This window comes from Xanthomonas sp. WHRI 7065 (assembly GCF_040203115.2).
In the GTDB taxonomy this organism is placed as follows: Bacteria; Pseudomonadota; Gammaproteobacteria; order Xanthomonadales; family Xanthomonadaceae; genus Xanthomonas; species Xanthomonas arboricola.
Window position 1 is genome coordinate 846,397 of the sequence record NZ_CP168194.1, and the last position, 12,772, is coordinate 859,168.

The window sequence follows — 12,772 nt, forward strand, 5'->3', positions numbered from 1 at the left end:
CGCGCTGCATCAGCCGCCCGCGCCACATGCGCGCAGCATGCTTGAACCCGGCAGGTGCGTCCCCACCTCATTGGAAACCCCCGGAGGACCCATGGACCCCAGCCAGAACCCCAACATCGTTCACGCCACCACCATCATCTCGGTTCGGCGTGGTGGGCATGTCGCCGTTGCCGGCGATGGCCAGGTCACCCTCGGCCACACCGTCATGAAGGGCAATGCGCGCAAGGTGCGCCGGCTCGGCCGCGAGGGTCAGGTGCTGGCCGGTTTTGCCGGCGCCGCCGCCGATGCGTTCACGCTGTTCGAGCTGTTCGAAGCCAAGCTCGACAAGCATGGGCAACTGACCCGTGCCGCCGTGGAGCTGGCCAAGGATTGGCGCACCGAGCGCCGCCTGGGCAAGCTCGAAGCGCTGCTTGCGGTCGCCGACAAGGAAACCTCGTTGATCATCAGCGGGACCGGCGATGTGATCGAACCGGAAGACGGCATCATCGCCATCGGTTCGGGCGGTTCGTACGCCCTGTCGGCTGCCCGCGCGCTGCTGGCGCACACCGAGCTCGATGCTAAGACCATCGCCACCGAAGCGATCAACATCGCCGGTGATATCTGCATTTATACCAATCGCAATGTGGTGGTCGAAGAGCTGTGAATCGGGAGTGGGGAATCGGGAATCGCAACAGCGGTTTCGGTTCCACTCCGACGACATAGGCTCTTGATTTCGCGCTTGCGAGTCCCCTTTCCCCATTCTCGATTCCCCAATGCCAAATTCCGATACTTCAACCATGACTCCGCGCGAAATCGTGCAGGAGCTCGACCGTCATATCGTTGGCCAGCACGATGCCAAGCGTGCGGTTGCCATCGCGCTGCGTAATCGCTGGCGCCGCATGCAGCTGCCCGAAGAGCTGCGCAACGAGGTGATGCCCAAGAACATCCTGATGATCGGCCCCACCGGCGTCGGCAAGACCGAGATCGCGCGGCGTCTGGCCACCTTGGCCAATGCGCCGTTCGTCAAGGTGGAAGCCACGCGCTTTACCGAAGTCGGCTATGTCGGCAAGGATGTGGAACAGATCATTCGCGACCTGGCCGACACCTCGGTCAAGCTGTATCGCGAACAGGCCAAGGTGCGCGTGCGCAACCAGGCCGAAGAACGCGCCGAAGACCGCCTCCTGGATGCGCTGCTGCCACGCCGCGCGGCCGGGATTGGGTTCGATCCGGAAGCGGCGCGCAACGAACCCTCGTCGCAGGACAACGACACCCGCATCAAGTTCCGCCGCATGCTGCGCAACGGCGAGCTGGACGAGCGCGAGATCGAGCTGGAAGTGGCGGTCAACGCCAGCATGGACATCATGACCCCGCCGGGCATGGAAGAAATGGGCCAGCAGCTGCGGCAGATGTTTTCCAACCTGGGCAGTGGCAAGTCGCAGAAGCGCAAGCTCACCATCAAGGCCGCGCGCCCGCTGCTGATCGAAGAAGAAGCCGGCAAGCTGGTCAACGAAGACGACGTACGTGCCGCGGCAATCGAAGCCTGCGAGCAGCACGGCATCGTGTTCATCGATGAGATCGACAAGGTCGCCAAGCGTGGCGAAGCCGGCTCCAACGGCGGCGATGTCAGTCGCGAGGGCGTGCAGCGCGATCTGCTGCCGCTGGTGGAAGGCTCCAACGTGTCGACCAAGTACGGCACGGTCAAGACCGACCATATCCTGTTCATCGCCTCCGGCGCGTTCCATCTGGCCAAGCCCAGCGATCTGATTCCCGAATTGCAGGGCCGTTTCCCGATCCGTGTCGAATTGACCGCGCTGACCAAGGCCGATTTCGTGCGCATCCTCACCGAGCCAAAGGCGGCGTTGATCAAGCAGTACGAAGCCCTGCTGCAGACCGAGGGCGTGCGCCTGACCTTCGGCGCCGATGCGGTGGAGCGCCTGGCCGAGATTGCCGCGCAGGTCAACGAGCGGCAGGAGAACATCGGTGCGCGCCGCCTGCACACGGTGCTGGAGCGCCTGCTCGATGTGCTGAGTTATGAGGCGCCGGATCGCGACGGCCAGAGCGTCACGGTCGATGCGGCCTATGTCGATGCGCAGCTCGGCGAACTGGTGCAGGACCCTGACCTGAGCCGCTATATCCTCTGATCGCAGCTCACCTGCGTGCAGGTGCCAACGGTCATCAGATCGGTGTGGACGCAACCGGAACCGGCGCGTACGCGTTGGACATGCCGATTCCGATTTTGACAGCGCTCGCCTGGCGGTGAGGACGGCGGCGTTGCTAGCCGCGTCCTCCCGGATGCAGTCAAACGCTGAGTCGGTCGAGGGCGCGGTGTCCTCACCGCTCGCGGGACACGCCGTGAATCCGTCCGTGGAGGCTCCTTGGCGGCATCCATGCCGCCCAGGGTCCCGCAATCGGTGAGGGCACCGCACCTGACGTTGGTCGGCGCCCGCATAAAAGCTGCTTGTCATCCGACGTGCGTTGGGACGTTGCGCCCACTCATCAGTATTGAACAAGCTGATTTCGAACAACGTGCGTAGTGCGCTGCTTGTACATGCACACCGACCATCTCCGATGGTCCTTGCCCGCCCACCGTCGCGGGACCTTACGCGGCATGGATGCCACGTAAGAGCCTACATGGACGTACTTGCGGCGTGTCCTGCGAGGGTGGGCGGGCAAGGGCCTCGCAGCCAAGCCGCAGATCAACCGCTCTGCAGCCAAACCGCTGCACCCAAACCGCTCAGTCCTCGCCGATATCCTCGTTCCACACGTCGGGGTTGGCCGAGATATAGCCGCCCAGCAGGTCGATGCATTCCTGGCTCTGCAGGTCGATGACAGTGACGCCGTGCTCGCGCAGCCAGGACACGCCGCCCTGGAAGGTGACCGACTCGCCGACCACCACGGTGCCGATATTGAACTGGCGCACCAGCCCGCTGCAGTACCAGCACGGCGCCAGCGTGGTGACCATGATGGTGTCCTTGTAGCGACGCTGCCGGCCGGCCTTGCGGAAGGCATCGGTTTCGCCATGTACGGAGGGATCGTTTTCCTGCACGCGCCGGTTGTGGCCGCAACCGAGCAGACGTCCGTCGTTGTGGTACAGCGCCGCGCCGATCGGAATGCCGCCTTCGGCCAGGCCCTGGCGGGCTTCGGCAATGGCGGTATCGAGCAGTGCGCGGTAGTCGGGGGTGGTAATCATGCAGGCTCCTGGGTGGCGGCGTCGGCGCGACGCAGCATGTCGATGTGGGGAATGCCGTCTTCCAGATACGGTGCGGACGAGGGCGTGAAACCGTGTGCGGCGTAGAACGCCTGCAGGTGCGCCTGCGCGCCGAGTTGCACGGCGCTGGCGGGCCACTGCCGGTGCACCAGCCGCAAGCCTTCCTGCAGTAATGCGTGTGCGAAGCCGTGGCCGCGCTGCGTGGCGGCAATCACTACCCGGCCGATGCTCGGCTCGGGGTAACTCACACCGGGCGGTAGCACGCGCAGATAGGCGGCCAACGCACCGTCGTCGGTGCTGCCGAGCAGATGCAGCACACCCGGCAGGCTGTCCTTGCCATCCAGCTCCGGATACGCGCACTGCTGCTCCACCACGAACACATCCGAGCGCAGCCGCAGCAGCGCGTACAACTGCGTGGTGCTTAGTTGGTCGAAGCGCAGGCACTGCCAGTGCAGTGAGGGTGGGGACAGGGACGACATCACTGCATGATAGCGGCTGCGTCGCGTCAGTCGACCGCGCTGTCGGTGTCGATCGCCACCACCACCGACATGCCCGGGCGCAGCCGCGGTGCCAGCGCCTGGTCCGGATCGACGCTGATGCGCAGCGGAATGCGCTGGGCGATCTTGACGAAGTTACCGGTGGCGTTGTCGGCCGGCAGCACGCTGAATTCCGAGCCGGCGGCCGGAGAGATTTCCTGCACACGGCCGTGCAGGCGCGCATTGTCCAGCGCATCCACGGTCAAGCTGGCACGCTGCCCGATGCGGATCTTGGCCATCTGGGTTTCCTTGAAATTGGCCACGATCCACAACGTGTCGGGCACCAGCGACATCAGCTGCGTGCCATTGGTGACGTAGGCGCCCTGGCGTACGCCGAGCTGGCCGAGCTGGCCATTGCGCGGGGCAAGGATGCGCGTGTTGTCCAGATTGATCTGCGCCAGTTGCACGGCCGCCTGCGCGTTGGCCACCGCCGCTTCCAGCGCGGCGCGATTGACGGTGACGCTGCGTGCGTTCTCCTCGGCGGCCTGCACGGCGGCGCGCGCCTGCGCCACGCCGGCATCGGCCTGCGCGCGTGCGGCGAAGGCGGTGTCGCGATCCTGTTCGGACACCAGTTTCTGCTCGGCCAGCTGCTGCGCGCGCGCATACGCCGAGCGGGTGCGGTCGCGCTGGGCCTGATTGCTGCTCAGTGCGGCGCGTTGTTCGGCGATGGTGGCATCGGCGCTATGCCGCTGCTGGTCCCAATTGGACAGGTTGGCCTGCGCGGTCTGCAGCTGCGCCCTGGCCTGTTCGAGCTGCTGGGCATAGATGCGGTCATCGATCCTGGCCAGCAACTGGCCGTGTTTGACGTGGGCGAAGTCCTGCACCGGCACCTCGGTGACATAGCCGCTGACCTGCGGCGCGATCACCGTGATCTGGCCATGCACCATTGCGTTCTCGGTGCGCTCGACGGCGCTGACGAACGGCGGCAGGCGCCATGCATACAGCACCAGCAATACGCCGATGAGCGCAAGCCCGCCGAAGCCGATCACGCCACCGATGCGGCGGCGCCTGCGACGTTGCAGATCGGCAGGAGAGGTTGAAGCTGCAGGTGTATTCATGGGCGCGCGGTGGAAGCAGGAGAGGGGGACGAAGCGGGTGGGCGCAGATAGCGCCGCCACACCAGCACGGACAGGATCCACAGCCCGGTAGCGATGGCGATGCAGCCGATCAACAGGAACACGTCGTTATAGGCGAGCACATTGGCTTCGCGCGTGGCCACGCTGCCCAGGGCGCGCACGCCCTGGGCCTGGCGCAGCGCCGGGTCGCCGATGCTGCGGCCGTACAGCGCGGCATAGGCCTGCACGCGCGCGGCCACTTGCGGGTCGGTCAATGCCAGATGTTCGACCAGTTGGCTGGAATGGTATTTCTCGCGCACGACCTGCACGGTGCCGAGCAGCGCGCTGCCGAGCAGGCCACCCATGTTCTGTGCCATGCCGAACAGCACGATGAAGCTGATCAGGTTGCCCGGCTGCGCGATGACCCGGCCCAGCCCGGCCACCATCGCCGGGCCGATGAAGAAGGTGCTGCCAAAGGCGAGCAGGAACTGGCTGACGTACATCTGCTCCGGACGGGTGAGGCTGGTGGCGTCAGCATCCATGAAACAGCCGATGCAGATCGCCGCCACTGCAATGATCAGATGCTCGGCCACCCGCGCCGGATTGATCAGCCACGCGCTGGCGGCCACGCCGACCACTGCGCCCAGCAACATCAGCGCGAACAGGGTCTGCAGCTGCGTGTTGGCCAGCCCCAGGGTTTGGAAGAAGCCGATCGCGCCGGTGCTCTGCTCGGACAGCACCAGCCGGATCAGCAGGATCGCCAGGCCCAGCCGCAGCATGTCGCCGCTGGCCAGCCAGCGCGTGTTGATCATCGGGTTGCGGCGGTTGTGCTCGATCCACGCCGCCGTGCACAGCAGCACGATGGAGGCCGCCAGCACCACGCCCAGCCACGGCGTGCTGGTCCACCACAGCAGCCGCCCCAGCGACAGCACCGCCGCCAGCCCGGCCGAACCGGCCGCAAACAGGCTGAAGGTGAGGAAATCCAGCGGCTCGAACACCCGATAGCGGTCGCTGGGCGGCAGCTTGAGCGCCAGCACGCAGGCCAGCGCGAACACCGCCAGGCCCAGTTCGAACAGGTACAGGCCCTGCCACTGCGCAAATTCCAGCAGATCGGTGGAGAACACCCGCGCCAATGGCAACGCCAGCTGGGTCACCCCCAGCCCGGTCACCACCGCCTTGAGCCGGTATTTGGCCGGGAACGCCTGGATCACGTAATACAGCCCCAGCGAGCTGAGCGCGGCGCCCACCAATCCGTGCGCGGCACGCACGGTGATCGCCGAGCTCAGGCTGTGCACAAACAGATGCGCGAAGGCGATGACCGCATACAGCGCCAGGAAGATCTCGGTGAAGCGCCGCAGCCCGAACTGCTGGCGGAACTTCACCAGCAGCAGGTTGGCCGACATGTTGGTCATCACGTAGGCGGCCGGCAGCCAGGCCATTTCGGTGGCGTAGGCGCCCAGCGTGCCCTGCAGATAGGTCAGGTTGGCGGTGACCAGCGCATTGCTCAGCCCGCCGGTCAGCGCCACCACCACGCCCACCAGCCCGTACTGGATGCGCCGCCGGGTGGAGTGCAGGGGGGTGGAGGCCGACCCGGGCAGGGTGGGCTTCTCGTGGGGCTGCCAGTCGCGCTGGACGTACTTGTCGTGCACGAAGGGCTCGCAGGGCCGGTCGCAGGGAAGGCAGCGATTGTGGTCCGGTTGCGGTCATGGCGGCGTCAGCAGTGCGATAATCCGCCCATGAGCGAATCCCCCTATACCTCCGGTACCACCCATTTCGGCTTCCGCGACGTCGCTGCCAAGGACAAGCAGAAGCTGGTCGGCGAAGTGTTCACCTCGGTCGCGCGCAACTACGACCTGATGAACGATCTGATGAGTCTGGGCGTGCACCGCGCATGGAAACGCTACTTCGTGGCGACCGCGCAGGTGAAGCCGGGCGACCGTGTGCTGGACCTGGCCGGCGGTACCGGCGACATCGCCGTGCTGCTCAAGGAGCGCGTCGGAAACGAAGGCGCGGTGGTGCTGGGCGACATCAACGCCGGCATGCTGTCGGTTGGCCGTGACCGGCTGACCAACCGCGGCCTGGTGGCCGGCTTCGATTACGTGCAATGCAATGCCGAGGCGCTGCCGTTCCCGGATCAGAGCTTCGATCTGGTGACCATTTCCTTCGGCCTGCGCAATGTCACCGACAAGGACGCCGCGCTGCGCGAGATGTACCGCGTGTTGAAGGTGGGCGGGCAGGCGCGCGTGCTGGAGTTTTCCGAGGTCACCGACGACTGGTTCAAGCCGATCTACGACTTCCATTCGTTCAAGATCCTGCCCAGGCTGGGCCAGCTGTTCGCACGCGATGCCGACAGCTACCAGTACCTGGCAGAAAGCATCCGCAAGCACCCGCCGCAGGAATCGCTCAAGGGCATGATGGGCGAGGCCGGATTTGCGCGTTGCCATTACAAGAACCTGACCGGCGGCATCGTGGCGATTCACTCCGGCTACAAGATCTGACCCGGTTCCGACGCAGCGTGATCTGAGTGTCCGGTCCGGCGCGTAGCATGCGCCGGACACCGTGCATCGGCATTGCACGAGCAGGCCATGCTCGTGTTCGCTTGCCGCACGATTGCACTGTGCGCAGGTGCGTTTGCCGACAAACTTTTGAGACTCCCGTCGCGTCGGCTCCACAAATGGTCGGCGACACTAGGCGCTCTTTTGCCGGAGACGTGGATGCGCTTGTACGCAGGGTTGTCGCGCGTGTTTCCCCGCTCCTTCAGCGCCAAGCTGCTGGCGGTGACCTTTGTCGGCATCCACCTGCCGTTGCTGTTGTTGATCGCCTGGCTGGCCGCGCAAAGCGAGTTGAGCGGGCGCCCGCTGTGGTCGGTGGTGATCGTGGCGCTGCTGGCCACGCTGGCTGGCACCGCGGCGACCCTGTCGGCCCTGTATCGCCTGCTCGCACCGCTGCGCATTGCCGCCGACGCACTGGATGCGTATTACGCCGATCAACGTCTGCCCAGCCTGCCCGAACATGGCGACGACGAGCTGGGGCGGCTGCTGCGCGGAATCAATCGCAGCCTGCGCGGCATCGATGCCGGCATGCGCGATCTGAAGAAGCACGCCTTGTTCGACCCGCTGACCGAGGCCTTGAACCGGCGCGGCTGCGAACAGGCGATGCGCGATTCGGTCACCGCCGCGCAGCGCGAAGGCTGGCCCTTCGTGCTGTTCGTGCTGGATATGGACAACCTCAAGCCGATCAACGACCGCTTCGGCCATCTGGCCGGCGATCGCGTGCTGGTAAGGCTGGTGGAATCGGCCTATGGCTGGCTGGGCGCGCAGGACTGGATCGGGCGCTGGGGCGGCGACGAATTCCTGATCGGCGTCCATGCCAGCGAGGACGACGCCACGCTCAAGCTCAATCAATGGCTGTCGATGCTCGAACGCGAGGATGCCGACGAGGCGCCGCTGCATGTGAGCGCCGGCAGCGCGGTGTGCGAGCGTGGCCTGGATGCCACCGAGCTGTATCGCCGCGCCGATGCGGCGATGTATCGCGCCAAGTTCTCCGGCGGCCGGCGTCTGGTGCGCGACGGGCATGACAGCCCGCGCAGCCATCCGGTGGTCTAGGCGATCCGGCAATCACCTGGCGGCCGCGCCGCAGGTGGGTGCACGCTGCGCACGGGCGGCACGCGTCACGCCACCACTGCGGTTGCTGTGTAAGGTTCGCGCCGATGCGCCAGCGACATCCACGGTGTCCCCAGCCGGCGCGGGTTGAGCGGCCGGCGTGTTCGCCATCGGCCGCACGGGCAGGCAACCGCCCGGGGCGTTAAAATGCCCAATTCCCTCGCTGCGGTGCCGTCGATGCGCTTCCCGTTCCTGTCGCTGTCCCTGGCCGTGTCCATCGCACTGGCCGGCTGTTCCAACGAGTCCACGCCGCCGGCCGCCAGCACCGCCGCGCCGGCCACCACTGCCAAGGCCCCCGTGAAAGCAGACGCCCGCAACCACGACGAAAGCTCCTACGCCCAGCCGCAGCTGGTGGTCATCAAGGATCTGGCGCTGGACCTGAAGCTGGATTTCGACGCCAAGCAGATCGGCGGCACCGCCACCTACACGCTGGAATGGAAGGACAAGGCCGCCAAGCAGCTGGTGCTGGACACGCGCGAGCTGAGCATTGCGCAGGTGCAGGCCGACGACGGCAAGGGCACGCTGTCGCCGCTGCAGTTCGCGCTGGCGCCGGCCGACAAGACCTTCGGCAGCAAGCTCACCATCGAGGCGCCGAATCAGCCGGCCAAGGTCGTGATCACCTATCACACCGCGCCGACTGCCTCCGGCCTGCAGTGGCTGGAGCCGTCGATGACCGAAGGCAAGCAGTTGCCTTTCATGTTCAGCCAGTCGCAGGCGATCCACGCGCGCAGCTGGGTGCCGTTGCAGGACACCCCGAGCGTGCGCTTCACCTACAGCGCGCATGTGACCTCGCGCCCGGACGTGATGGTGCTGATGAGCGCCGACAACGACCCCAAGGCCGCGCGCGACGGCGACTACAGCTTCAAGATGCCCGAGCCGATTCCGTCCTATCTGCTGGCGATCGCCGCCGGCGACGTGGTGTTCAAGCCGATTTCCGCGCGCTCGGGCGTGTGGGCCGAGCCGGCCATGGCCGACAAGGCCGCCAAGGAATTCGAAGACACCGAAAAGATGATCGGTGCGGCCGAAAAACTGTATGGCCCGTATCGCTGGGGCCGTTACGACATGCTGGTGCTGCCGCCGTCGTTCCCGTTCGGCGGCATGGAGAATCCGCGCCTGACCTTCGCCACGCCCACCGTGATCGTCGGCGACAAGTCGCTGGTCTCGCTGGTCGCGCACGAACTGGCGCATAGCTGGTCGGGCAACCTGGTGACCAATGCCAGCTGGAAGGACATCTGGCTCAACGAAGGCTTCACCACCTACGTGCAGGCCCGCATCACCGAGGCGCTGTATGGCGCGGAGATGGCCGAGATGGAGCGCGAGATCGACCAGGGCGACCTGCTGGCCGAAGTGAAGGGCATGGCGCCGGCCGACCAGGCGCTGGCGCTGCCGCCGCTGGCCGAGCGCGACCCCGACGAAGCCCTGAGCCAGGTGGCCTACGTCAAGGGCGCGTGGTTCCTGCAGTTCCTGGAGCAGCGCTTCGGCCGCGAGGTGTTCGACCCGTTCCTGCGCGGCTGGTTCGACGATCATGCGTTCCAGAGCGCCACCACCGACCAGTTCGTCGATTACCTCAACAAGAACCTGCTGGACAAGCATCCCAACACGGTCAGCGCGGCTGAGGTGGATGCGTGGTTGAAGCAGCCGGGCATCCCGGCCTTCGCCGCCAAGGCACGCTCGCGCAGCTTCTCGATCGTAGACACCGCGCGCATCGCCTGGAGCGGCAGCGGCACGCTGCCGAGCAAGCAGGTCACCGGCGAATGGGGCACGCAGGAATGGGTGCACTTCCTCAGCGGCATGGGCGCCACGCTCAAGCCCGAGCAGCTCAAGCAGCTGGATGAGGCCTATCATTTCACCGGCACCCCGAACGGCGAAATCGCCATGCGCTGGTATCCGCTGGCGATCCGCAGCGGTTACACCGATGCGCGCCCCGCTGCAGGCGAGTTCATCGAACGCGTCGGCCGCCGCAAGCTGGTACTGCCGATCTACGCCGAGTTGTTGAAGACCCCGGACGGCATCGCCTTCGCCGAGCAGGCCTTCGAAAAGGCCAAGCCCAGCTACCACCCGATCACCACCGCATCGGTGGCCGAGATGATCGCCAAGGCCAAGGCGGCACCGCCGGCGCAGCCGTAATGGCAGCGGGAGGGCGTTGCCGACGCCCTCCCGCCGCTTTCCTTGCTGCATCGTGCAGGCAGCACCGTGTCGTTTCTAGCATCGTGCCTGGCAATCGTGGTCGTAGGAGCGCACCCGGGCGCGACGTGGCGTTACCGGGAATGCTCCATCGCGCCCTGGTGCGCTCCTACGGCGTGCCGCAGTCTGATCGCGGCTGTCGCGGGCAGGCTGGTATCGTTGCCGCTGCCTTTCATGCCTTCCGGAGTCGACGATGAAGTATCTGCTGAGCGCGGCCTTGTGCGTCGCTGCAGTGAGTGGCTGTACCGACCGCGAGGCGCAGCGTCAGGCGCAGGCAAGCGCGCAGGCGCAAGCCAAGCAACAGCAGGCCGACGCACTCGCCAAGCAATACGACGAGGCGGTGACGGCCGGTAACTGGGACATGGCGCGTGCGCATGGCGCCGCACTGCTGGAAGGCTACGCCGGCACTGCGGCAGCCACACGCATCGAACCCGGCTATGCCGACATCAAGGCCAAGGGCGACCAGGCGCGCGAACTGCGCCGCATGCAGGCGTTGTGGCAGTACTCGCAGGTGCCGGCCAAGGGCGGCACGCAGCGCTCGGCGATGATCGATGCCAAGAGCCGCGTGGATGTCGACGGCAGCGGCCCCAAGCCGGTGAGCCTGGTGTTCCGCGATCACCCGCAGTGGAAGCGTCACAGCTATCTCGTGCTCAAGGCCGGCGACTTCAATTGCTATGGCGGCTGCAAGGTGCAGGTCTCGGCCGATGGTGGCGCAGCACGCCCGATGGCCGCGCACCGCCCCGACACCGATGAAGCGATCGCGATGTTCATCGACGACGACAAGGCGCTGTGGAAGCTGGTGCGCAATGCCAAGCGCATCAGCATCGCGTTCCCGGTGAAAGCCGGCGGCACGCGCACGGCAGAGTTCGAAGTGGGTGGCCTGGACACCACCCAGATGCCGGGCTGGAAGTAGGCGCACCGCCCTTGCACGGCACCAGCTGCGCAGTCGGCGTACGGCATCGGCATGAGGTGCCGGTCCATTCGGGTAAGTGCGCGATGTGCGTTCCCTGACGGCTTGCGGTGTTGCCACCATCTCTGGAGTCTCCTCACGTATGGACGCCATGGCCATCACACAGATCTCGCCCGCGTTGTCCGGTTACCGCCATTGGGTGTTCGACATGGACGGCACGCTGACCGAAGCGGTGCACGATTTCGCGTTGATCCGACGCGCGTTGGAGATCCCGCCCGAGGCGGACATCCTGCACCACCTGGCATCACTGCCGGCCGAGCAGGCCGCAGCCAAACACGCCTGGTTGCTTGAGCACGAGCGTGAACTCGCACAGGCCGCGCAGCCCGCACCCGGTGCAGTGGCGCTGGTGCGTGCGTTGCAGACAGCCGGATGCCGGCTCGGCATGCTCACCCGCAATGCGCGCGCATTAGCGCAGGTGACATTGCAGGCGATCGGCCTGCACGATGCATTCGCCTGGGACGACATCGTCGGCCGCGATGAGGCCGCCCCCAAACCCGCACCCGATGGCCTGCAGTATTTTGCGCAACGCTGGGCGGTGGAGGGCACAGCACTGGTCATGGTCGGCGATCACCACAACGACCTGGCCTGCGGCCGTGCAGTCGGTGCCTGCACCGTGCTGGTCAACACACCCGGCGATCCATGGCCCGGCCTTGCCGACTGGCGATTGCAGGATTGCACGCAGTTGCTGGCGCAGTGGAACCGCTAGCGTGAGCTTTGGCGAGTAGGCCAGGCGCGCGAAGCATGGAGTGCGATGCGTGGCTGGCCGCGTGTTGTTGGATGACGATGACGATCAGGACACCGTCATCGCATTGGAAGTGACATGCGCTCGAAGGGGCGTGGACGCTGCTGAATCTTGCAACGCGTCATCAGCAAGCCGGACAGCACACGGCTGTCTGCGCCGTACCCTCATCCGCCCTTCGGGCACCTTCTGCCGATGGGAGAAGGGAAACGCGGCAGCACCCCGTTCGACGACGTAGCTGGCCTTCGGTGAGGTGTTGCCTTGCGCAAGCCACAGCAAGCTATGTCGCTTCAAGCGTGCAAGGTGCGCAGCACTGACCGACAGGCAGTCCCACCCCCGCTGCACCATCCATGTCACAGCACGCCCGGCGCAAACTGTGCCAGAACCGTGACAGTGCGCCTTGCGCAAGCGACTGCCATCACATCAAACCCTGCTGCTC

Annotated in this window: 11 protein-coding genes; 7 read left to right on the plus strand and 4 right to left on the minus strand. The window is 66.0% G+C overall.

Features of this window, described 5'->3' with window-relative positions; translation table 11 throughout:
• Positions 1 to 91 precede the first annotated feature (91 nt).
• Positions 92 to 643, plus strand: a complete 552-nt coding sequence (gene hslV, locus ABQY64_RS03620) for an ATP-dependent protease subunit HslV (RefSeq protein ID WP_005997221.1) — start codon at positions 92 to 94, stop codon at positions 641 to 643.
• A 109-nt stretch (positions 644 to 752) separates the two neighbouring features.
• Complete coding sequence (gene hslU / locus ABQY64_RS03625; protein WP_104561868.1) at positions 753 to 2,120, plus strand: ATP-dependent protease ATPase subunit HslU; 1,368 nt, start codon at positions 753 to 755, stop codon at positions 2,118 to 2,120.
• Between the two features lie 593 nt (positions 2,121 to 2,713).
• Here hslU and ABQY64_RS03630 read toward each other — a convergent pair.
• The 4 genes from ABQY64_RS03630 to ABQY64_RS03645 are packed head-to-tail and all read right to left on the minus strand — an operon-like array spanning position 2,714 to position 6,427.
• Positions 2,714 to 3,169: a nucleoside deaminase gene (locus tag ABQY64_RS03630; RefSeq protein ID WP_016903626.1), complete on the minus strand. Its 456-nt coding sequence runs from the start codon at positions 3,167 to 3,169 to the stop codon at positions 2,714 to 2,716.
• Positions 3,166 to 3,666: a GNAT family N-acetyltransferase gene (locus ABQY64_RS03635; protein ID WP_126965497.1), complete on the minus strand. Its 501-nt coding sequence runs from the start codon at positions 3,664 to 3,666 to the stop codon at positions 3,166 to 3,168. Before ABQY64_RS03635 ends, ABQY64_RS03630 begins: the two co-directional genes overlap by 4 nt.
• A gap of 26 nt (positions 3,667 to 3,692) precedes the next feature.
• On the minus strand, positions 3,693 to 4,781 hold the full coding sequence (locus ABQY64_RS03640) for an HlyD family secretion protein (protein WP_349779681.1): 1,089 nt from the start codon (positions 4,779 to 4,781) through the stop codon (positions 3,693 to 3,695).
• Positions 4,778 to 6,427, minus strand: a complete 1,650-nt coding sequence (locus ABQY64_RS03645) for an MFS transporter (RefSeq protein ID WP_104575254.1) — start codon at positions 6,425 to 6,427, stop codon at positions 4,778 to 4,780. The genes ABQY64_RS03640 and ABQY64_RS03645 overlap by 4 nt, the downstream gene beginning before the upstream one ends.
• An 87-nt stretch (positions 6,428 to 6,514) precedes the next feature.
• On the opposite strand from ABQY64_RS03645, the gene ubiE reads away from it, so the two are divergent.
• From ubiE to ABQY64_RS03670, 5 genes are all read left to right on the plus strand, one after another.
• Positions 6,515 to 7,276, plus strand: a complete 762-nt coding sequence (ubiE, locus tag ABQY64_RS03650; protein ID WP_349779680.1) for a bifunctional demethylmenaquinone methyltransferase/2-methoxy-6-polyprenyl-1,4-benzoquinol methylase UbiE — start codon at positions 6,515 to 6,517, stop codon at positions 7,274 to 7,276.
• Between the two features lie 216 nt (positions 7,277 to 7,492).
• The gene (locus ABQY64_RS03655) at positions 7,493 to 8,383 is read left to right on the plus strand and encodes a GGDEF domain-containing protein (protein WP_024940237.1); all 891 of its coding nucleotides are present in this window, start codon (positions 7,493 to 7,495) and stop codon (positions 8,381 to 8,383) included.
• A 234-nt stretch (positions 8,384 to 8,617) separates the two neighbouring features.
• Positions 8,618 to 10,567: a M1 family metallopeptidase gene (locus ABQY64_RS03660; protein ID WP_349779807.1), complete on the plus strand. Its 1,950-nt coding sequence runs from the start codon at positions 8,618 to 8,620 to the stop codon at positions 10,565 to 10,567.
• 250 nt (positions 10,568 to 10,817) lie between these two features.
• Complete coding sequence (locus tag ABQY64_RS03665; protein ID WP_054591933.1) at positions 10,818 to 11,537, plus strand: hypothetical protein; 720 nt, start codon at positions 10,818 to 10,820, stop codon at positions 11,535 to 11,537.
• A 139-nt stretch (positions 11,538 to 11,676) separates the two neighbouring features.
• Positions 11,677 to 12,300: an HAD family hydrolase gene (locus tag ABQY64_RS03670; protein WP_016904587.1), complete on the plus strand. Its 624-nt coding sequence runs from the start codon at positions 11,677 to 11,679 to the stop codon at positions 12,298 to 12,300.
• The last annotated feature ends 472 nt before the right edge of the window (positions 12,301 to 12,772 follow it).